We start from the raw sequence: 19,121 nt of genomic DNA on the forward strand, positions 1-19,121 counted from the left end.
ACACTCGGCACAAAGCAACCGGGTAATTAGTCCGTTCACTTTGTGCCTGCTATCGGCTGCTTTTGGAGTGTGAAGGTGCCTTGAGTATCCTCAAAGCTCTCCGTATTCTGCATACGGTTCCAAAAACAGATTAAATTGTAACTACTTTTTCAGTATAGCAAATTTTTTTTGGTGTAACCGCGTATGAAACATTATTGCCTATCAACCGGCATTTTGCCGCGCGCTTTTTGTTTGCCGGTCAAAATATCTGCGGCAGTTTGTTGTGCTTCTGCCGCCGGACTAAATAAGTACAAGCGGGTTTGCAGAGAAGAGATGTCTTCCGTACCGAAAGGACTGCCAAAACTTACAAAAATACTGCGTCTGCAACATTGGCAAGCTGCTGCCAATACTATTTTTTCGTGTGCTGATAAATTAATGTGTCCTTTGAAAGCCTTATAATTAGAAAAAGAAACGGCTAGCAGCGTGTCGGTTTTTTTACCCTCCCATTTTTTGACGGATATCCCTTGCTCCTGTAGCGCTTTTATAAAAAATTGAGCCGCCAATGCTTCTTCATTGCCTAGTTCTACGTAAGCAATTTCCTGCCCCGGTTGTAAGGTGTCTATGCGTCCTTGCCACACGGCACAAGCATGGGCGTAAGTGCGGTTGAAATCCGCCGCCGGCAGGCCTGTTTGGCACGGTGCGCGCCCTATCAACTGCTCTTGCAAGATTACGGATTGTTCCGCTTGCTTTTCTAAGCCGGATTGAGTCTGAAGAAAATCTGATAAAGCGAGTGAATTTTCAGCGGCCAGCAAAATATGGGCGCCGGCTTGCAACGCTTGCACCGCGGCTTGTTTTTCATCTCCGATCGCTTTCATGCATAGCGCATCGGTTAAGATAAGTCCGCGAAATTGCAATTGTTTTTGTAACAAGTCCGTGATGACGGATTTAGATAAAGAGGCCGGATATTGTCCGTCCAAAGCCGGCAATAACAAATGCCCCACCATCACGCTATCTGCTTGCGGAAGGGCTGTTTGAAAAGGAATTAATTCGTTTTCTTGCAGTTGCGACAAAGTGCGCGATAAGACGGGAAGTCCCAAATGGGAATCTTGGGTCGTGCGTCCATGACCCGGAAAGTGTTTAATACTGTTAAGCACTCCGCCGTCCTTTAACCCGCGACAAAGAGCCGCTCCCAATTTCCCTACCAGCTTGGGATTTTTTCCAAAAGAACGTGTATTGACGATAGGATTATTCGGCTCATCACACAAATCTAAAACGGGTGCAAAAATCCAATCTACGCCTACACTTCGCGCTTCTCGAGCTAAGGTTAAACCCTTTTGATAAGCGATCTCTTCACTCGCTCCGGCGCCTACCGCCATATTCGAAAGCACCCAAGAAGTGTTGGGAATCCAACGTCCCAATCCGTCCTCATAATCTGCGCAAATAAATAAGTGTGGCAAGGGGGAAGCGGCCCGCAAAGTCTGCGTCAGTTGCCGTACTTGTTCTAAAGTTCCGCCGTAGATACAAAAACCGCCCACTCCGCGTTTGGCCAGTTCCAAAGCATCTGCTTGCTTTGTTTTTCCAAACCAAAATCCCGGATAGATGAGGCGATTTATATTCATAAAGTAATTTGTCCTAAAATAGTTTTTTTGCGCGCGCCGGTGGCCTGCGGGCAATGATTGCTTTTTCCTTGCAAAGCATAGGCGGCCATTAAAGCAAAAGCGGCGGCTTCTTTGGCTAGTGGGTCTATATGATATTTTGAAGAAATAACAACCGGCATATGGGTGAGCTGACGTAAATTTTTCAGCAAAGTAGTATTGTGCGCCCCGCCTCCAGACACAATGATTTCCCGCCTATACTTTGCGGGAATAAATTGTTCGATTGCTTGTGCTATTGCTGCCGCGGTGAAATAATTTAAGGTAGCCAGTAAGTCATTTATTCTATCGGGCGTAAAGGTTGAAAAATACGTATATAAGTAGCGGGATGAAAATTCATTTTTATCTAAACTCTTGGGCGGCTTTTGGAGAAAAAAAGGCTGACGGAGTAGTTTTGAAACTAGCGAAATATCTGCCTGCCCCAAAGCCGCACGGCGGCCGCCTTTGTCAAAAGGCTCTTTGAGGTATTGGGCGCAAGCGGTATCCATCAGTGTGTTGGCAGGCCCGCAATCAAAGCCAAATGTTTTTACCTTTTTTCCTACTATCGACAAATTAGCAATACCTCCTAAATTAAGCAGTATTTTAGGGGTGCCTCGGCCAAAAATAATTTCATCAAAGAAAGGAATTAACGGAGCACCTTGCCCTCCTAAAACCATATCCCGTTGCCGAAAATGACTGACCACCGGACATTCTAATAGTTCTGCCAAAAAGGACGGTTCAGCCAGTTGCAGAGTATTGGCCGGAGTATCTTGCGGGCCGTGATAAATGGTTTGTCCGTGCATGCCTGCGCACCGCAAATCACGCGGACTAAGGCCGGCTCCTCTTAAAAATAATTTTGTTTTCTGGGCATATAATTTGCCTAGTTCCATGTGAAGAGCAGATAATTGGGGAGCGCGTAAAGAGGCGGCCTGTAGCAAGCGTTCCTGCAAAGCCGGTGAATAAGGATAATTTTTATAGGCCAGTATGCCAAACGGTTTGAGTTGCAAGGCGCAAATGGTTAAACCGTCGCAACTGGTGCCGCTCATCAGCCCCAAAGCTATGTTTTTATTTTTCACGCAAGGTCTCCCGTAAAAATCCGCGGTGTTTGGCCAAGTGTTTTTGAGCTTGGGTGCGGGAACATTTTTTTACATGCATCACAATAGCGGTTTTTACTTGATTGCCGGAGGCCTTTAACAAAGCGGCGGCGGTTGCCTCATCGGTGCCGGATACGATACAAATTAAACGTATTGCCCTGCGAATTAATTTCTGATTGGTGGGGCGTACATCCACCATTAGATTTTGGTACACCTTTCCGGCCCGCGCCATGGCGCCGGTGGTGATGGCATTGAGTGCCATTTTGGTCGCGGTACCGGCTTTTAGGCGTGTAGAGCCGCTAAGGACCTCCGGGCCGGTGGCCAAGAGAATAAACAAATTAGCATGAGAAACATCAGCTGTTTTATTACAGGCCATCAGAGCCGTATAAGCACCGGCCTGTTGGGCCGCTTCCAAGGCTCCTAACACATAAGGGGTAACGCCGCTGGCACTTAGGCCAATGACAAAATCTCCGGCACTTGCTATTTTAAGAATATCTTTTTTACCTTGTTGGCGATTGTCTTCGGCTCCTTCTTGGGCCTTAAACATGGCGGGTTTCCCGCCGGCAATTATGCCGATAATTTCAGACGGTTTTGTGCCAAAAGTAGGTACGCACTCTGCCGCTTCCAATACACCCAAACGACCGCTGGTGCCGGCTCCAATAAAAATAATTTTATGTCCGCTTAAATAGGTGCTGGCCGCGCGTTCTATAGCTTGAGAAATAGCGGTAGCGGCCTTACTAACTGCGCGTGCCGCTTGCAAATCTTCGGCGTGAAAAAGCCGAGTCATTTGTTTGGCGGAACTGACGTCTAGTTTTTTCGTGCGCGGATTAATAGACTCCGTAGGGAGTGTTTTCATTTCTTTGCCTCTGCCTGAAATATTTTTTCTGCTTCATCTAATGCTTTGATGCGTAGTACCAACGGTACAATGGCAAAAGTGAGCAAGCTAATCATGGCTGTGATTAAGAAGAACTGTTCATATCCCAGTACCGTTTGCAACTTACCCGATAACATCCCCGGCACCATCATTCCTAACGCCATAATACCGGTAGAGATAGCATAATGGGAAGTTTTATAAGCTCCTTGGGAAATGTACATGACAAAGACGGAAAAAGCCATCATAGCCAGCCCGTACCCAAAATTTTCTAATGTAATCAGCGCCGCCACCCAAGGCAAACTCGGGCGCGCAAAGCCCATATAAGCATAGAAAAAGTTAGGCAGTACCATCGCCATCGCAAACGGCCAAATGCATTTCTTGAACCCGAAACGTCCCAAGAGCCATCCGCCCGCTAAATTGCCGGCAATAATAGCTCCCAGTCCAAGCGTACCCTTGATTAATCCGTAGCTTTGCATCGAAAGGCCCATAGCGCCTTCTTCCACCGGTTTGATCAAAAACAGCGGAACGATTTTTTCCAGCATGGCATCGCCCAACCGGTATAGCAAGATGAATAATAAGATGTAAATGATATTTTTTTGCGTAAAATAGGTTTTGAAGGCGTCGGCCCATATATTGTGTTGCGTGACGGCAGGACCATCTGTAGGCGGAACGGGCGTAATGTGTCTGTGCCATTTAGCCAGCGCCGCAAATAGAAACGCCAAGAACCCAAAAATTAAGGTCCAAACCATTCGTTTGGAGTCTGTGTTTTTGCAAAGTTGAAAAGCACCCGCCAGTAGCATACCATTGGCAAAAATCATGGCAAAGCGGTAGAAAATAGTACGAACTCCTACGAAATAACCTTGTTGTTTGGGCGTCAAAGCAAATAGATAGTAACCATCGGTAGCAATGTCCAAGGTGGCCGATATAAAAGCCCCCGCCAAAAAACCAAATAACGACGCGGTAAAGAATGTCATATTGGCCAACGTGTGCGGATGGGTCCACACGTTCCAGGCACATAAAAGTGCCATTAACAGAAAAATAGCGGCCATTGCATTTTGGGCCCCGAGCATCCAGCGGCGTTTGGTGCTGCGGCTGTCTACCAGCGGGCTCCAAAACATTTTCAAAATCCAAGGTAAGTACAGCCAACTGGTCCAAAAAACAAGCCGGTCGTTGGCATAACCGAGATCTGCATAAAGCACCACAGATACGGCATTAATTACGACATACGGAATCCCTTCCAAAAAATAAGCGGAAGGGATATACAGCCAGGGAGAAGTTTTTTTCATAGTTATTTAAAAGGCAACCGTCCGGCCAAAATTTCCGCAAAGGGTTTAGTCGGTTCGCTGCGTTGTAAAATCATTTTTACAATAGAAGTTAAAGGCACGGCCAACAGTGCTCCCATTGCGCCCCAAACCAGTGCCCAAAAGATTAAGGAAGCAATCACAATCAGCGGGTTTAAGTCCATCCCTTTACCCAGCCATTTGGTTTCTAATATGTTTCCGATGATAAAATGGGCGGTAGTTAGTAACAGGATAGCGGCAATAATATGCCAATCAAGTCCATATTGTAAAAACAGTACCGGCATAGGCAACGAGGTGGCAATGAAGGGGCCAATGTTCGGGATGAAATTAAGCACTAACGTTAACACCGCAAACATACCGGCCATTTCCGCTCCGGTAGCTTTTAAGATTAACCACGTGACCAAGCTGGCCAGCAAAGATACCAGTAACTTAATAATCAGGTAATAGGAGATATGTTTTTCAATGGAAGAGGTGAGCGTATTTTTTTCTTGAGAAGAACGCCCCATAAAAAGAAAGATTAAAAACAAAGAAACAAGTGCCGTATTGGAGATAAAGGAAACGACTATCCCACCCATACTGCGCACCATATTAAACAGCGGCAGCCGGCTTAAGGATTCAGAGACGAACTGGTCATTAATTTTAACACCGGCTTTTTGTGCCATTTCCACAAACCAAGCCAGAGTGGCATTGAGTTTATCGGTGTAATTGTTTAATCCGTCTATGAAAGAATAAATGGAGTTAGACACAAAGATAATGGACAAAGCGGCCGCACTCAAAAAGAAAACAATACCAATCAGTACGCCCAGCCAATAGGGCACTTTCCAGTGTTGTTTCATCCATTGGGCAATGGTATTAAGCACCATGGCCAAACATACAGCAATGGTGAAGGGCATTAAGATGGTTTTTGCATATACAAGAATCCACGTTAGTGCGGTGCCTGCCAAAATCAATAGGCAGGCATTGTTAATGGGGGCGTATGCAATAGGGTCTATTTTTTTAAACATAATTCCTCACAAGGGGGGTTTTCTTTATAGTAGCAAAAAAAGGGAAATAAGTAAAAATTTAGAAAAACAAAAAAGGATCAAAAGACCTATTGGTCGGCTGGGACCAAAATGTCATTGTTTTTCAAAGGGAAGTTAGTATAATAAAAGTATCAGTTCAATTGAAACTAGGAGGAAACAAAGATGAAGAAAGTAATCATTTTGACAGCTGTCTTGTTAAGTATGGGCGCGATGGGTTATGCCGAAACTTTAGCAATGAAAGGGCAAGGTCCTAAAGAGGTAGAAGAGATGTTAGGCCTTGATTCTCAAACCGCATCTGATATAGCGACCCGGAAAGAAAAATTAGCATTAGGGATGCTTGCTCTAATGACTCAAGATGCCAGTCACGAAAACGAGTTAAAAATTATCGGGGCAAAATTGCGAAAAATAACCCCTAAACAATTAGAAGCCTTAGCACAAGCAAATACCACTGTAGAATATATCATATTGTGGTTAGAGCCGAAAATGTCTTCGGAAAAGGAACTATTTGAAGTAAGTTTAGCCCTTAGAAAGATTAAAGCTGCAAACGACTTTCTGCTGCAATACGGTGGGGAAAAGAGTGATGGAAAACTGCGCGTGCAGGCACTTATAACTATGACCCGTTTTCATCAAAGTATTCAAGCTTTAAAAAAATTGAATGGTGCTATCTATAACGAGGTGGAATATTTATTAACAGATCCGAGATTGCCGGAAATTGAAAGAGATATATTCAAATGTGTGGACCAAGGATACAAGGAGTGCTATAAATAAAACTTAGCCTTGGTAACTTGAAGCAATTTAATAATCAAAAACTCCTCGATAAAATTCGAGGAGTTTTTTAAGGTGTAAAATGGGCAGTACAGGATTTTCCTTCCGGTCATTTTCCTGACGGAAAATGCCTGCAGTCCGGCCTCGCGGTTTTTGCCTTTCGCCGTGAAACAAATGCGGCTCAAACAAAAACATCGCTCCGGCTTTTCAAATCCTGCCGCGCATAAAGCAGTTTATGCACTACTGCCAAATAAAAACACCCCTTGCGGGGTGTTTTAAATATGGGCAGTACAGGATTTGAACCTGTGACCTTCCGCGTGTGAGGCGGACGCGCTACCACTGCGCCAACTGCCCTAAATCTATATCTATTATTATACTAATTTACATTCGTTAGTTCAAATCTCTATAATATTCTTTTCTGTCAAAATTTCATTTTGATATACTATATATATACTCATTTGCAAAGGAGCATAAAAAGAAAATGGAATGGAGTGTGCTGTTTAACACCTTTATCGGTATCATCGCTATTTTAAACCCAATTGGAAATATGCCCATCTTTTTGGGATATGTAGAAAACGAAACCCCTAAAGTGCAACGTGCAGTAGCATTACTACTGGCATTATCTATTTTTGTATTAATGTGTACTTTCTTTATTTTTGGTACACGTATTTTGAATATGTTTGGGATCACGCTACCCGCCTTCCGCTTGGCAGGGTCTATTATGATTTTGCTCATTGGGCTACGCATGTTACAAGGGAAAAGTAAATTTGAAAACCAAGGAATTGAAACCTCTCCGGTTACCGGTGGTACTTTTACCCAAGCAGGCAATAGTTTAAGCCGCATTTTAGTGCCGGTAGGCATGCCGCTGTTTATCGGCCCGGGCACGATTACCACGGTTATTTTGTATGCGGAAAAAAGTACCGATTTGCTGACTTCACTACTGATGATTGTGATTTTGTTTTTAAGCTCCTGCATTGTAGGGGGGGTGCTGGTTAGTTCGCGTTATATTTTTGACCGCATTGGGCGCAATGGGTCGCAAATTGTGGTACGTTTTATGGGTATGATTTTGTGCGCGATTGCCATGCAATTTATGATTGACGGAATTGCACAATTACTCCCCGGCGTACTCAATGCCGATTTTATTCACAGCGCTATCAAATAAGTTGTTTTTTAATCTACATACAGCCTGACACATTGCGTGTCGGGCTGTATTACTTATGTACAATATACCTATGGAACAGTTTAAGCTGATATCACATTTTAAGCCGTCGGGGGATCAGCCCAAAGCCATTGAAGCTCTCACGCGCGGCGTGCGGGAAGGCCAAAAGCGTCAAACCCTTTTGGGAGTGACCGGCTCGGGCAAAACCTTTACCATTGCCAATGTGATACAAAACTTAAATCGGCCCACACTTATTTTATCTCCCAACAAAGTACTCGCGGCGCAACTATATGCGGAATTCAAACAATTTTTCCCGGAAAATGCGGTAGAGTATTTCATTTCGTATTACGATTATTATCAGCCCGAGGCCTATATTCCGCAGACTGACACGTATATTGAAAAAGATTCGGCCGTCAATGAGCACATTGATAAGCTGCGCTTAAAAGCAACTACGTCGCTACTCACGCGGCGTGATACCATCGTGGTGGCCTCGGTGTCGTGCATTTATAATATCGGCTCGCCGGATAGTTACAGCGAGTTGTGTATTTATCTTAAAAAAGGCGCTGAAATGACCCGCGGGCAACTGGGCGGCCTACTCATTAAAATCCAATATACGCGCAACGAAGCGGATTTTTTGTCCGGCTCGTTTCGCATGCGCGGAGCGTATGTGGATATTTTCCCGCCGTACGGGCAAAATGCGGTGCGCGTAGAAATCAAAGGGAAAAATATCGCGGGGATTTATGAACTGGACCCGTTAAACGGTACGGTCTTGCAGGAATTAAACGAGGCGTGGGTATATCCGTCTAAACATTTTGTGGTGCGTGATGAAGACAGGGAGCGTGCTTTGGAACAAATCCGCGCGGACCTTGCTTTGCGCCACGCGGAACTTTTGAAACAAGGCAAAGAGTTGGAAGCGTACCGCTTGAAACAACGTACCGAGTATGATTTGGAAATGTTGCAACAGGTGGGATTTTGCTCCGGCATAGAGAATTATTCGCGCTATATGGACGGGCGTGCGCCGGGTGCGCGGCCCAATTGTTTGATAGATTATTTCCGTAAGTATGATGATTTTTTGATGGTGGTGGATGAGAGTCACGTGGCTTTGCCGCAGGTACGAGGGATGTATAACGGAGACCGCAGCCGCAAACAAATGCTGGTGGATTTTGGGTTCCGTTTGCCTTCGGCTTTAGATAACCGTCCGCTGAAATTTGAAGAATTTGAAAGTTTACTCCCGTCTACGATTTTTGTTTCCGCTACACCGGGGCCGTACGAACTGCAAGCCAGCGGCGGGGAAATTGTCGAACAAGTCATTCGCCCTACCGGACTGGTGGACCCGAAAGTAATCGTGCATCCCAGCACGGGACAAATTGATCATCTGCTGGCCAAAATACAAGAGCACACTGCCAAAAAAGAGCGCACGCTCGTGCTGGCTATGACCAAAAAAACCGCGGAAGATTTGAGTGCCTTTTTAATTGAAAAAGGAATTAAAACAACTTATTTACACTCCGATATTGATGCGTTGGAGCGTGTAGAAATTTTGAAAAATTTCCGGCAAGGAACATTTGATGTCTTGGTAGGTATTAACCTGTTGCGCGAAGGGATTGATATTCCGCAAGTGGGGCTAGTGGCTATTTTGGGCGCAGATAATGAAGGATTTTTACGCAATGCCACTACGCTGATTCAAATTTCCGGCCGCGCCGCGCGTAACGTGGGCGGCGAAGTGGTCTTATATGCTGACCGCGAAACCGAAAGTATGAAATATGCGTTGGGCGAAATGAACCGCCGTCGAGAAATTCAAGAAGCCTATAATAAAGAACATCACATCACTCCGCGCACCATACAAAAAGCAGAAGTGGATTTGAAGGAATTTGAAGCGACCAGTAAAGAGCAAGGCCTGCAAATTTTACACACCGCCCTGCCACAACCGACCGCTAAAAACATTGGCAAACTTACCCAAGAGTTGGAACGCCAAATGCGTGAAGCAGCCGATAATCTTAACTTTGAGCTTGCCGCCGATTTGCGCGACCGTTTATTTGAACTCAAACAAATGAAATTGAAATAAATTAGCTAAGGTAACTCATAATTTGTGCAAGATCTTATAGTTGTATCCATGGCATCTCCTGTGGCAGAACATCCGCCGCTACCTATTATTTTTCCGCCTAAGCTTTTACACACCGTATTTGTGATATTGTCATGTCCTTTACAATAACAGTGATTTGGTTGATAATCTGTTGTAGGCGTATAATTAGCGGGAGTACAATAAAGTTGCAATCCTCTTCCTGTTCCTCCGTGTACCATGCCACTAGATTCTGGTTTACCTACAAAAGCTCCATTTGAAAAAACATACCTGTTCTGGGCATTCAAAGTTCCAGGAACTTCTATATCCAATATGTCATAATTATTGGGAAATTTTCCCTCGGAAATATAATATATATCTTCTGCTTTCATAATACCTTGCAGTATAAGTAATACTTGCGTAGCATATGTTTTTTCTACAGCCACTTGATACTTTGGCAAGGCAATAGCAGACAAAATGCCAATAATTAACACGACTACCAGTAGTTCTATTAAGGTGAATCCTTGTTTCATATTCATTCTCCTTTTCTACTTTGGGAAAACGGACGCAAAAAAACGGCTCCTTGCTTTATGACACTCAAACGCATAAAACAAACAGCCGTAGTTTGCCCTTCGTAAAAAGGGCAAACATTCGGTATAGAAAAAAGAGCTCATGACTTCTCTTTCTTCTGCACCTGATAACGAGCTGTCTTTTAGGTTTGAGTGTGTTTTGCTTGCGCAAAACCGTATCCTTGCGGATTCCCAAAAAACAGATGAAATTGTACACTACTTTCTCATTATAATAAAATTGTCCGTTTCGTGTACAACTTTTAGAACAACATAAGGACTAGGAGAAAGATAGGTCCTTTATTCAGCAAAATTAGGTCTAAAGGCACTTGTTTTTTATGAAAAAAATTAGATACCATAATCACATAGGAGAGTGTTATGAAAAAAATAGTTTTGTTAATAAGTTGTATCGCAATTAGTTTGAGTGCATGGGCGTATGAAGGCACCTCTTCCGTGAAACAAAAAATTAAGAAATTAGCTTTACTGGAAGAAAAAGCATTTTCTTTCCAAGAATTTGAAGCCGACGATGCAGATTATCCTTCTGTGTTAAAACTGGCTCAAAAAACCTATGAACAAAATCCGAATTCCTTTAATGCCGCCTACAATTATGGCATGTTGTTGTGCTCTTCCTACATACCGGAGGGCGGGCCGGCAGCAGACAAGGAAACTTTAGAAAAGGCTTTGGAAGTTTTTGAACAAGCCGGCAAACTCTCTTCTTCTAAGCAGCTGATGCTTTCGGAACGGGAATATGACGTGTTGAAGCAAATCCTGCTGGGGACGGAAATTCCGTTTCGTACTTTAGTGGATGAAGAAATTTTTGGAGTTTTTGTGAAATCTGCACCGCAAGCGCGTCAGTTACAAAATAAGGTGAAGGATATTTTTCAATTAAGTGGTACTTCCGTCAACATGAAAGATGAGTTGTGGCAAGACAAAGCTGTACTGGCTTTCTTGAGCAGTTTGGCTTTGCAAGATTACAAACAAGCGGCTCATTGGGTAAATGTCTTGGGCGGCGAAAAAGCAATGAAAAAAATGTGGTTGGAAAATTATGGAAACTTCTCTTCTATGTTGCAACCGGACGGCCTGAATAAAAAACAAAATTTGAAGGGCTCTGACCTTCAAAAAAGCTACTACAAGGCTTTACTGCAAATTGAGCTTTATGTGCCTGTTTGGCAAAAGGAAGAAACGGCACGTCGCGAATCAGTATTCTTGCGCATGCTGGAAAGATGGTTACAGCAAGAACCGTTACAGCAAGCGCCGTACAAGTAATTTCATAACGTATTACTGTAAAAACGGGGTGAAACCAAAAAGTTTCACCCTTTATTCTTTTTCAAAATTAGCAGTCTAAAAAAGGGGTTGACAAAAATAAAATGCTTTGCTATACTATTAGCAGACTTTCGTTGCGAGTGCTAAAATAAATCACTCATATAGACGGAGATAAAGGGTATCAACTATGAGAATATTAAAACCCGAAGTGGCCAAAGAACGAAAAGAGAAAATCCTGCGCTGGGTGGTGCAACAGTTCGTAGAGAACCGCCGCCCCATTGGGTCTCAATTATTAGCAGACAGTGCATTACAGGATATTTCCAGCGCCACGATCCGTAATATAATGAAGGCCTTGGAAGAAGAAGGATACCTCTACCAACCGCACACTTCCGGCGGGCGCATCCCGACTGATAAAGCATATCGCTATTATGTGGACTATTTAACCGGTATGCAACGTATGGCTGCCCAAGAGAGACAGCGTATTGAAGAGCAGTATGAGGAGCGTGTAGGGGAACTTAATAATGTTATGTTGCACACCTCTCGTTTGCTGGCGCGTTTGAGCGGAGCGGCGGGGTTTGTCTATACCGCTAACGTAAAAGACCAAGTGGTCAAACGGTTGGACTTTTTGCCTTTGGGATCTGGCATGTTGCTAGCCGTACTGGTAACCCAGTCGGGAATGGTGCGGCATTGGCCGGTGCGTTTGGGATATGATGTATCTCCTAGTAAATTGCGGGTACTGAGCCAGTTAATTAATGAAGAAATTACCGGGCTTACCTTGCAAGAAGCGCAGAAATTCTTGTGGCAATATGTGCAGTCAAATCGCCGCGAAGTGGCCGACGTAGCCGATGTGGCGGTGCAGGTGCTCAAAGATATGCAGGCTCCTCAGGCTGAGGCGGAAGAATTGTATGTGGAAGGGCTGGGCCGGATGCTGGAAAATACAGAAGCGGCCGATTATGAAGACCTTAAACAAATGATGCGCGTAGTGGAAGAGCGTCAACGTCTCTCAGGCCTGCTAGCTGAAAAAATGGCCGATTTGCGCCGCTCCGGTAAAGAGGTAACGGTGAGCATCGGCAGTGAAAATGAAATAAAAGAGTTGCAGAACGTGAGCATTGTATCGTCAGCTTATCGGGTGGGAGATAAGACGGTAGGTATGCTTGGCATTATCGGTCCCAAACATATGCAGTACACCAAAGTGATGTCGCTAGTGAAATTTATGGGGGATTTGTTGGAAGGCAGTATGAGTGCCTGGAACGGCCTACCCAACAAGGAAGACGATTATGAGTAAGAAACATCATCATCACGAAGAACCGGAAGAAATCATAGAGCCGGAAGAAATGGCGGAAGCAGAGGAGCAAACGGAAGAAACTCCTGCCGCCGAACAGCCGGATTATTACGAAAAATATGTACGTTTGAGTGCGGATTTTGAAAATTTCCGCAAACGTACCGAACGTGAAAAAGCCGCTCTGCTGGCATACGGCAAAAAAGACTTTGCCGAAAAAATGTTGCCTGCCTATGAGGTACTGCTACGCCAGTACACGAAAATGGAAAAAGCAACCGAAAACGCCAGCGAAGAAATGCAAAATGTATTGGGCGGACTAAAAATGGTATTGGGGGAATTGAAAAAAGCCTTCCAGAGCGAAGGGATTGAAAAAATGGAAGTTGTAGGCAAGCCCTATGACCCGCAAACCGCCGAAGCAATCGCGGTAATTCCGGCTAAACCGGAACAAGACGGGCAAGTGTTGGAAGAAGTACAAATGGGATTTTTAATAGACGGTAAATTGTTGCGTCCGGCCCGGGTAGTAGTGGGCAAGGGTGCCGAAGAAACGAAGTAATTATCTAAAAATTTAAGGAGAAATATATATGGCTAAAATTATTGGTATTGACTTAGGAACTTCAAATACTGCTGCGGCAGTAATGGAAGGGGGCAGAGGAACCATTATTCCTTCTGCGGAAGGAAGCTCTATTGGGGGAAAAGCATTTCCTTCTTATGTAGCTTTTACAAAAGACGGACAAAGATTGGTGGGGGAACCGGCTCGCCGTCAGGCGATTGCCAACCCGGAAGGTACGGTAACGGCTTTCAAACGCCGCATGGGGGAAAACTATAAGTTCAATTTGCGCGGGCAAGAATTTACCCCGCAACAACTCTCCGCTTTCGTATTGCAGAAAGTGAAAAAAGATGCGGAAGCCTTTTTGGGCGAACCGGTGGAAAAAGCCGTCATCACCGTTCCGGCGTATTTTAACGATAACCAACGCCAAGCTACTAAAGACGCCGGTCGTATTGCCGGATTGGAAGTAGTGCGCTTGGTAAACGAACCGACGGCGGCGGCCTTGGCTTTCGGTATCGATAAAGCCGGCAAAGAGCAAAAGATTTTGGTCTTTGATTTGGGCGGTGGTACCTTGGATGTAACCATTATGGAAATGGGGAAAGAAGGTACCTTTGATGTATTGTCCACTTCCGGTGATACCAAATTGGGTGGTACGGATATGGATAATGCCATTATCGCGTGGATGGTAGATGAATTTAAGAAATCTACGGGCATTGATTTGTCGGCTGACAAACAAGCTCAACAACGTCTTAAAGAAGCGGCCGAAAAAGCCAAAATTGAGCTTTCCACCACCATGGAAACAGACATTAACTTGCCGTTTATCAGCGCCGATGCTACCGGCCCGAAACATTTGGAACTGAAATTGTCTCGTGCCAAACTGGAAAGTTTGGTGGACAGCATTGTAAAACGCTGCGGCAAATCCATTGACCAAGCTATTTCCGATGCTCAATTATCCGCTTCTCAAATTGACCGCATTATTTTGGTCGGCGGTCCGACTCGTATGCCGATCGTGCAAAAATACGTGGAAGATCACGTGGGCAAGAAAATCGAACGCGGTATTGACCCGATGGAATGTGTGGCAATCGGTGCCAGCGTGCAAGCCGGTATTTTAACAGGCGAAGTGAAAGACGTTCTATTGCTCGACGTTACCCCGCTCTCTTTAGGTTTGGAAACGTTGGGCGGCGTATGCACCCGCTTAATTGAACGTAACACCACTATTCCGGTGCGCAAAACGCAAGTGTTCTCTACCGCCTCTGACAATCAACCGGCCGTAACTATCAATGTACTGCAGGGTGAACGTCCGATGGCCAAAGACAATGTGCCTTTAGGGAAATTTGACCTCGACGGTATCCCGCCTGCTCCGCGCGGCGTGCCGCAAATTGAAGTGACGTTTGATATTGATGCCAACGGTATTTTGAACGTGTCTGCCAAAGACCTCGGCACCAATAAAGAGCAACACATCACGATTAGCTCTCCCAACAAACTCAGTGATGCCGAAGTGGAAAAATTTGTCAAAGACGCAGAGAAATTTGCCGAAGAAGACAAAAAGCATAAAGAGTTTGTGGAAGCCAAAAATGAAGGCGACAGTGTGCTCTATCAAACCGAAAAGGCCTTGAAAGATTACGGCGATAAAGTCTCTCAAGACGACCGCTTGGCCATTGACCGTGCGTTAAATGACTTGCGTGACGCTTTGAAAGGCGAGGACGCGGCCAAAATCCGCTCTGCCAAAGATGCCGCTTTGCAAGCCAGCCAAAAACTCGGCGAGGCAATGTACAAAGCGCAACAAGCCCAAGCCGGTGCTCAAGCGGGCGCACAAGCCGGTGCCCAACCGGGTGCTGACGCGGCGCAAGCCAATGCTGGTGCTGCAGGCGCTGCCAAGGACGACGTAGTCGAAGCCGAAGTGGTTGATAAATAAGATTAATCAGAAATGAAAATAAATATCCCCCAGTTTAGCTGGGGGATATTTATTGTGATATGAATTAGTTCATCGGGAACATATTCATAGTATCGCCACAGTATACGCAATTTTTTGATTGAAGTATTTTCTGGCAAAAATCTCCTCTTTGTCCTTGAAATTCTTGATTGTAGGAATGATTTTCTCCACATAGAATTTGATTTAAGGGTATGCCGGCGCTACCTATCACACCGGGATCTTTTTGCTTGATATATGCAAATCCTGTTCCAGCATATTTCCCTTTCAACTGTGCTATATTTATTTGTCTCCAATGGTATGGATTATCTGTAGTTAAATATAAAGTCCATTCTCCGTTAGAAGCTTTATTGGTATTTGTACTGGACCAATCTGCTGGAAGAGTGATAGATAATTCATCAAAGTTATTAGCAATTAAATTTCCTGTTTCCATAGAATAAGCTTCGTTTGCCTCAATAATTGTTTTAAAAAAGGACAACATTTTGGCAGCACGGCTTTTTTCTACGGCTTTTTCATACTGCGGCAAGGCAATGGCAGATAAAATGCCGATGATGAGTACAACGATCAAGAGTTCAATAAGGGTAAAACCCTGTTTCTTTTTCATATTTATTCTCCTTATCTGTTTTGGAAAATAGATATGAAAAAACGGCTGCTACTTTCGTGCCTTCTCAAGTGTCACGCCAGCAACAGCCGTAGTTCCCCGTCTAAATAGACAGGGAACATTCGGCACACGCGGGCCGTCGCCTTTGTGTGCCTGAATCGGCTGTTTTTGGACTTGAGAAGGGCTTGAGTTTCCCCAAGCACATCCGTTTCTACAACGGTTCCAAAAACAGATTAAATTGGTACTACTTTTCTAGTATAACAAATTTTAAAATAAATAACGGAAAAATCACCGAAGCGACGTGGAAAAGTTTCATTTGGAAGGGATGTTTTCTTTTACTGTTTCCCGTTAGTAAAATAAAAACACTTGACTTCGTTTTTTTTAGTATCATTTAAGGGGTTAGAAACGGAGAATATGTATGTGGATAAGAAAAAAGGGTGCTTTTACACTGATAGAACTATTGGTTGTGGTGCTTATTATAGGGATTTTGTCTGCCATTGCGTTGCCGCAATATCAAAAGACGGTGGAAAAAGCAAAAGCCACACAAGCTCTGACGGTATTAAGTTCCTTGGCACAAGCCCAAAAAGTGTATTATATGGCTAATGGGAAATATGCCGATAATTTTGCGGATTTGGATTGGGAAATACCCTGGACGGGAAAAAATACGTGGCATAATCAAACGAAAGACACGCGCTCTAATGGAGAATGGAGTCTGCAAATTTTTCACAATGATACTACCATCTGTTTAATGATGGGCCGTTTGTCGGGGCCTTATAAAGGAATTGGTTTTAATTACTATTTATCTAGTTCAGTGTATAAAAATCAGACGTATTGTTTGGAGCGTTTGGGCTATGGTCTTTCTTATACTGGTAAGGAAGGGGCTTATTGTACTGGGATTATGAACGGAATTTATATCCCGGAATTCTCTGATAATAGTATTGCACGTCTCTACGAACTTCCTTGATTTTATCAACTAAAAAACTTAATAGAGTTGGGTAAAATGACATCTTCCATGACGTTGAGCGCGTAGGAATCGGTCATGCCGGCAATGTAATCTGTAATAATAGCATCCCGCTGAGAAATGTCCTGCCGGTACACTTTTTGCATAGAGCTCATGTAGTTGGCAAAACTGACAGCGGTTTGTTTGCCTTCCCGTTCATAAGCGGCATAGTCAAAGCCGTACTTATCAAAAATACTGCGGAAATAATCAAATAAATCCGCAATACACTTGTCTATAGTTTCTTTTCGCTGGCGCATCTGGGCATTGTGATAAATGCGCTCATAATTAAAGGTTTTTAGTTCTGAAATAATGTCCAATTTTTCCGGTGAAAAACCGATAAAATCTTTATCTTTGGAATGGTTGATTAAATCCAGCGTTAAGGTATTAATAATTTCCCCGTTAGAAGTGCCGATTTCATCTTGCACAATCAGCGGAATATCTTCACGCGTAATCAGCCCGGCTTTGACCGCGTCTTCTATGTCACGGCCCAAATAAGCAATTTTGTCAGACAAACGTACAATACATCCTTCGTACGTGGTAGGCAAGCAACGGCGGTTTTGAATAGCTTCCAAATCGTTAGGGGTCTTGGCGGGGCGCAGTTCTTTGGTGGCAAAATCTTCTCCGCAATGGCACAAAATACCGTCTTTGACGGCATACGTTAAATTTAAGCCTTCCCCGTAGTTAGCCAAATGTTCTACTACGCGGTAACTATTCATTTCGTGCAGAAATAATTTAGGAGCAATGCAAGCCGCCAAGGCCCGTTCTCCTTCGTGCCCAAAAGGAGCGTGCCCGATATCGTGCCCTAAACCGATGGCATAAGCTAAATCTTGGTCTAAATTCCAGTTGCCGCTTTGGTTAAGCCCCCGGCAAATGGCGGCGGCAATGGTAGCCACATGCAATACATGTTCGATGCGCGTGCAAATATGGTCATTATCGGGAGCGAAAAAAACTTGGGTTTTGTGTTTTAAGCGGCGAAAAGGCAAAGAATGAATAATTTTGGTTTGGTCGCGGAAATACTCTCCGCGCACGTCCGTCGTTTGCGGGCGGGTGCGTTTGCAGTATAAATCGTTTCCAAACGGGTTTTTATTCATAAAATTATGATACCATAATAAAAAGACCCTGTGTAGGAAGATTATGAAAACTCCTTTCGTGATTTATCAAGGAACATTTGACCCATTGACTGGCGGGCATTTGAATATCATTAAGAAGGCACTTGATTTGTTTGGTCAAGTGCGGGTATTGCTGCTGGTTAACCCCGACAAACAACCCTTATTTTCCGTACAAGAAAGGAAGGGAATGATTGCCGCCGCTACGGCTGATTTGCCGGGTGTTAGCATAGATAGCGATAGCGGTTTGCTGGTAGATTATATGCGGCGTCATGGAGTGTCGGTGTGTGTGCGCGGCGTGCGTAATGCCGAGGACTGTGCTTATGAATTACATAATCATGCGCTGAGCCGGCAGCTCTATCCGGATATCGAAACACTTTTGCTACCTTGTGATCCGCAGTGGCACGAGGTTAGTTCTTCGGCGGTGAAAGCGGCTTGCGCGGAAGGGCATTTGCCCTCAGAATGGGTTCCTCCGGTCGTGCTGGCAGCTCTGAAAAAGAAATTTTATCTCTAAAACGCCATAGGTCTTTGAAATAGGTCTTTCGGCCCAGCTTTGGTTGGGCCTTTTTTTCGCGGCAAAACGAAGGATAATTTTTTATAATATAAGTGGAGAAGGACAAAAGGAGTTATAAGATGTCTACTGCGATCAACCAACAGAAAGAGAATCTTTTTCTTGGCCAGTCTGTTCGTAAGACGGGGGCGGGACATCTGTATTGTTTTATGCGGCCAGCATTCTGTAAAGATGCTGGCTTATTTATTTTAACGGCTTGATAGGATACAAGAAATGCTGACTAAACTGCTTTCTCTTTTTCTAAGTTTCTTGATGATCTACACCAGCGTAGTGCCGTCTTATGCGCAGGCGGCGGAGGGTGCTGCGCAGCAACGCGCGCAAGCCGGAGCCGGCGCCACCGGTACAGGGACGCAGCAAGAATCTCCCCAGAAAATAGC

Annotated in this window: 16 protein-coding genes, 1 tRNA gene and 1 pseudogene; 9 read left to right on the plus strand and 9 right to left on the minus strand. The window is 44.4% G+C overall.

The features are described from left to right. Window positions 1-191: 191 nt before the first annotated feature. The 5 genes from IKN49_03780 to IKN49_03800 are packed head-to-tail and all read right to left on the minus strand — an operon-like array spanning window position 192 to window position 5,883. Window positions 192-1,598 (minus strand): hypothetical protein, encoded by a 1,407-nt coding sequence (locus IKN49_03780; protein ID MBR3632165.1) that lies wholly within the window; start codon window positions 1,596-1,598, stop codon window positions 192-194. Further along, a complete protein-coding gene (locus IKN49_03785) occupies window positions 1,595-2,686 on the minus strand; it encodes an anhydro-N-acetylmuramic acid kinase (GenBank protein ID MBR3632166.1) in 1,092 nt (363 codons plus the stop codon). The genes IKN49_03780 and IKN49_03785 overlap by 4 nt, the downstream gene beginning before the upstream one ends. After that, entirely contained in the window at window positions 2,676-3,560 is an 885-nt protein-coding gene (gene murQ / locus IKN49_03790; protein ID MBR3632167.1) for an N-acetylmuramic acid 6-phosphate etherase, read from the minus strand. The genes IKN49_03785 and murQ overlap by 11 nt, the downstream gene beginning before the upstream one ends. Next, window positions 3,557-4,864, minus strand: coding sequence for an MFS transporter (locus IKN49_03795; GenBank protein ID MBR3632168.1), 1,308 nt, complete (start codon window positions 4,862-4,864; stop codon window positions 3,557-3,559). Before IKN49_03795 ends, murQ begins: the two co-directional genes overlap by 4 nt. Window positions 4,865-4,866: 2 nt before the next feature. Then, on the minus strand, window positions 4,867-5,883 hold the full coding sequence (locus tag IKN49_03800) for an AI-2E family transporter (protein ID MBR3632169.1): 1,017 nt from the start codon (window positions 5,881-5,883) through the stop codon (window positions 4,867-4,869). A 180-nt stretch (window positions 5,884-6,063) separates the two neighbouring features. On the opposite strand from IKN49_03800, the gene IKN49_03805 reads away from it, so the two are divergent. Then, window positions 6,064-6,669, plus strand: coding sequence for a hypothetical protein (locus IKN49_03805; GenBank protein ID MBR3632170.1), 606 nt, complete (start codon window positions 6,064-6,066; stop codon window positions 6,667-6,669). 279 nt (window positions 6,670-6,948) lie between these two features. Here the strand turns inward: IKN49_03805 and IKN49_03810 are convergent. Next, window positions 6,949-7,020, minus strand: a tRNA-Val gene (locus IKN49_03810). Between the two features lie 127 nt (window positions 7,021-7,147). On the opposite strand from IKN49_03810, the gene IKN49_03815 reads away from it, so the two are divergent. Both IKN49_03815 and uvrB read left to right on the plus strand, forming a co-directional pair. Next, a complete protein-coding gene (locus tag IKN49_03815; protein MBR3632171.1) occupies window positions 7,148-7,828 on the plus strand; it encodes a MarC family protein in 681 nt (226 codons plus the stop codon). A 70-nt stretch (window positions 7,829-7,898) separates the two neighbouring features. Then, a complete protein-coding gene (gene uvrB, locus IKN49_03820) occupies window positions 7,899-9,887 on the plus strand; it encodes an excinuclease ABC subunit UvrB (protein ID MBR3632172.1) in 1,989 nt (662 codons plus the stop codon). Between the two features lie 5 nt (window positions 9,888-9,892). Here uvrB and IKN49_03825 read toward each other — a convergent pair whose 3' ends face one another. Continuing rightward, entirely contained in the window at window positions 9,893-10,420 is a 528-nt protein-coding gene (locus tag IKN49_03825) for a prepilin-type N-terminal cleavage/methylation domain-containing protein (GenBank protein ID MBR3632173.1), read from the minus strand. Between the two features lie 405 nt (window positions 10,421-10,825). On the opposite strand from IKN49_03825, the gene IKN49_03830 reads away from it, so the two are divergent. The 4 genes from IKN49_03830 (at window position 10,826) to dnaK (ending at window position 15,451) form a co-directional block, all read left to right on the plus strand. Next, the gene (locus IKN49_03830) at window positions 10,826-11,713 is read left to right on the plus strand and encodes a hypothetical protein (protein ID MBR3632174.1); all 888 of its coding nucleotides are present in this window, start codon (window positions 10,826-10,828) and stop codon (window positions 11,711-11,713) included. 184 nt (window positions 11,714-11,897) lie between these two features. Further along, on the plus strand, window positions 11,898-12,995 hold the full coding sequence (hrcA, locus tag IKN49_03835; protein MBR3632175.1) for a heat-inducible transcription repressor HrcA: 1,098 nt from the start codon (window positions 11,898-11,900) through the stop codon (window positions 12,993-12,995). Next, window positions 12,988-13,542, plus strand: a complete 555-nt coding sequence (locus IKN49_03840; protein ID MBR3632176.1) for a nucleotide exchange factor GrpE — start codon at window positions 12,988-12,990, stop codon at window positions 13,540-13,542. The genes hrcA and IKN49_03840 overlap by 8 nt, the downstream gene beginning before the upstream one ends. 28 nt (window positions 13,543-13,570) lie before the next feature. Further along, complete coding sequence (gene dnaK, locus IKN49_03845) at window positions 13,571-15,451, plus strand: molecular chaperone DnaK (protein MBR3632177.1); 1,881 nt, start codon at window positions 13,571-13,573, stop codon at window positions 15,449-15,451. Between the two features lie 505 nt (window positions 15,452-15,956). Here dnaK and IKN49_03850 read toward each other — a convergent pair. Beyond that, window positions 15,957-16,070 (minus strand): annotated as a pseudogene (locus IKN49_03850) (pilin). A gap of 415 nt (window positions 16,071-16,485) precedes the next feature. On the opposite strand from IKN49_03850, the gene IKN49_03855 reads away from it, so the two are divergent. Next, window positions 16,486-17,031: a prepilin-type N-terminal cleavage/methylation domain-containing protein gene (locus tag IKN49_03855; GenBank protein ID MBR3632178.1), complete on the plus strand. Its 546-nt coding sequence runs from the start codon at window positions 16,486-16,488 to the stop codon at window positions 17,029-17,031. A gap of 5 nt (window positions 17,032-17,036) precedes the next feature. Here IKN49_03855 and IKN49_03860 read toward each other — a convergent pair whose 3' ends face one another. After that, window positions 17,037-18,158 (minus strand): HD domain-containing protein, encoded by a 1,122-nt coding sequence (locus tag IKN49_03860; protein MBR3632179.1) that lies wholly within the window; start codon window positions 18,156-18,158, stop codon window positions 17,037-17,039. A 43-nt stretch (window positions 18,159-18,201) separates the two neighbouring features. On the opposite strand from IKN49_03860, the gene coaD reads away from it, so the two are divergent. Next, window positions 18,202-18,687 carry a pantetheine-phosphate adenylyltransferase gene (gene coaD / locus IKN49_03865; protein ID MBR3632180.1) on the plus strand — a complete coding sequence of 162 codons (486 nt, stop codon included), beginning with the start codon at window positions 18,202-18,204 and terminating at the stop codon, window positions 18,685-18,687. Window positions 18,688-19,121: the final 434 nt, after the last annotated feature.

The sequence above is a fragment of the Elusimicrobiaceae bacterium genome (genome assembly GCA_017528825.1).
Taxonomy (GTDB): Bacteria; Elusimicrobiota; Elusimicrobia; order Elusimicrobiales; family Elusimicrobiaceae; genus Avelusimicrobium.

Bases quoted from the DNA above. Each gene is read 5' to 3' on its own strand.
- IKN49_03780 (MBR3632165.1), bottom strand. From the start codon at position 1,598: ATGAATATAAATCGCCTCATCTATCCGGGATTTTGGTTTGGAAAAACA.
- murQ (MBR3632167.1), bottom strand. From the start codon at position 3,560: ATGAAAACACTCCCTACGGAGTCTATTAATCCGCGCACGAAAAAACTA.
- IKN49_03795 (MBR3632168.1), bottom strand. From the start codon at position 4,864: ATGAAAAAAACTTCTCCCTGGCTGTATATCCCTTCCGCTTATTTTTTG.
- IKN49_03800 (MBR3632169.1), bottom strand. From the start codon at position 5,883: ATGTTTAAAAAAATAGACCCTATTGCATACGCCCCCATTAACAATGCC.
- IKN49_03805 (MBR3632170.1), top strand. From the start codon at position 6,064: ATGAAGAAAGTAATCATTTTGACAGCTGTCTTGTTAAGTATGGGCGCG.
- IKN49_03815 (MBR3632171.1), top strand. From the start codon at position 7,148: ATGGAATGGAGTGTGCTGTTTAACACCTTTATCGGTATCATCGCTATT.
- uvrB (MBR3632172.1), top strand. From the start codon at position 7,899: ATGGAACAGTTTAAGCTGATATCACATTTTAAGCCGTCGGGGGATCAG.
- IKN49_03825 (MBR3632173.1), bottom strand. From the start codon at position 10,420: ATGAATATGAAACAAGGATTCACCTTAATAGAACTACTGGTAGTCGTG.
- IKN49_03830 (MBR3632174.1), top strand. From the start codon at position 10,826: ATGAAAAAAATAGTTTTGTTAATAAGTTGTATCGCAATTAGTTTGAGT.
- hrcA (MBR3632175.1), top strand. From the start codon at position 11,898: ATGAGAATATTAAAACCCGAAGTGGCCAAAGAACGAAAAGAGAAAATC.
- IKN49_03840 (MBR3632176.1), top strand. From the start codon at position 12,988: ATGAGTAAGAAACATCATCATCACGAAGAACCGGAAGAAATCATAGAG.
- dnaK (MBR3632177.1), top strand. From the start codon at position 13,571: ATGGCTAAAATTATTGGTATTGACTTAGGAACTTCAAATACTGCTGCG.
- IKN49_03855 (MBR3632178.1), top strand. From the start codon at position 16,486: ATGTGGATAAGAAAAAAGGGTGCTTTTACACTGATAGAACTATTGGTT.
- IKN49_03860 (MBR3632179.1), bottom strand. From the start codon at position 18,158: ATGAATAAAAACCCGTTTGGAAACGATTTATACTGCAAACGCACCCGC.
- coaD (MBR3632180.1), top strand. From the start codon at position 18,202: ATGAAAACTCCTTTCGTGATTTATCAAGGAACATTTGACCCATTGACT.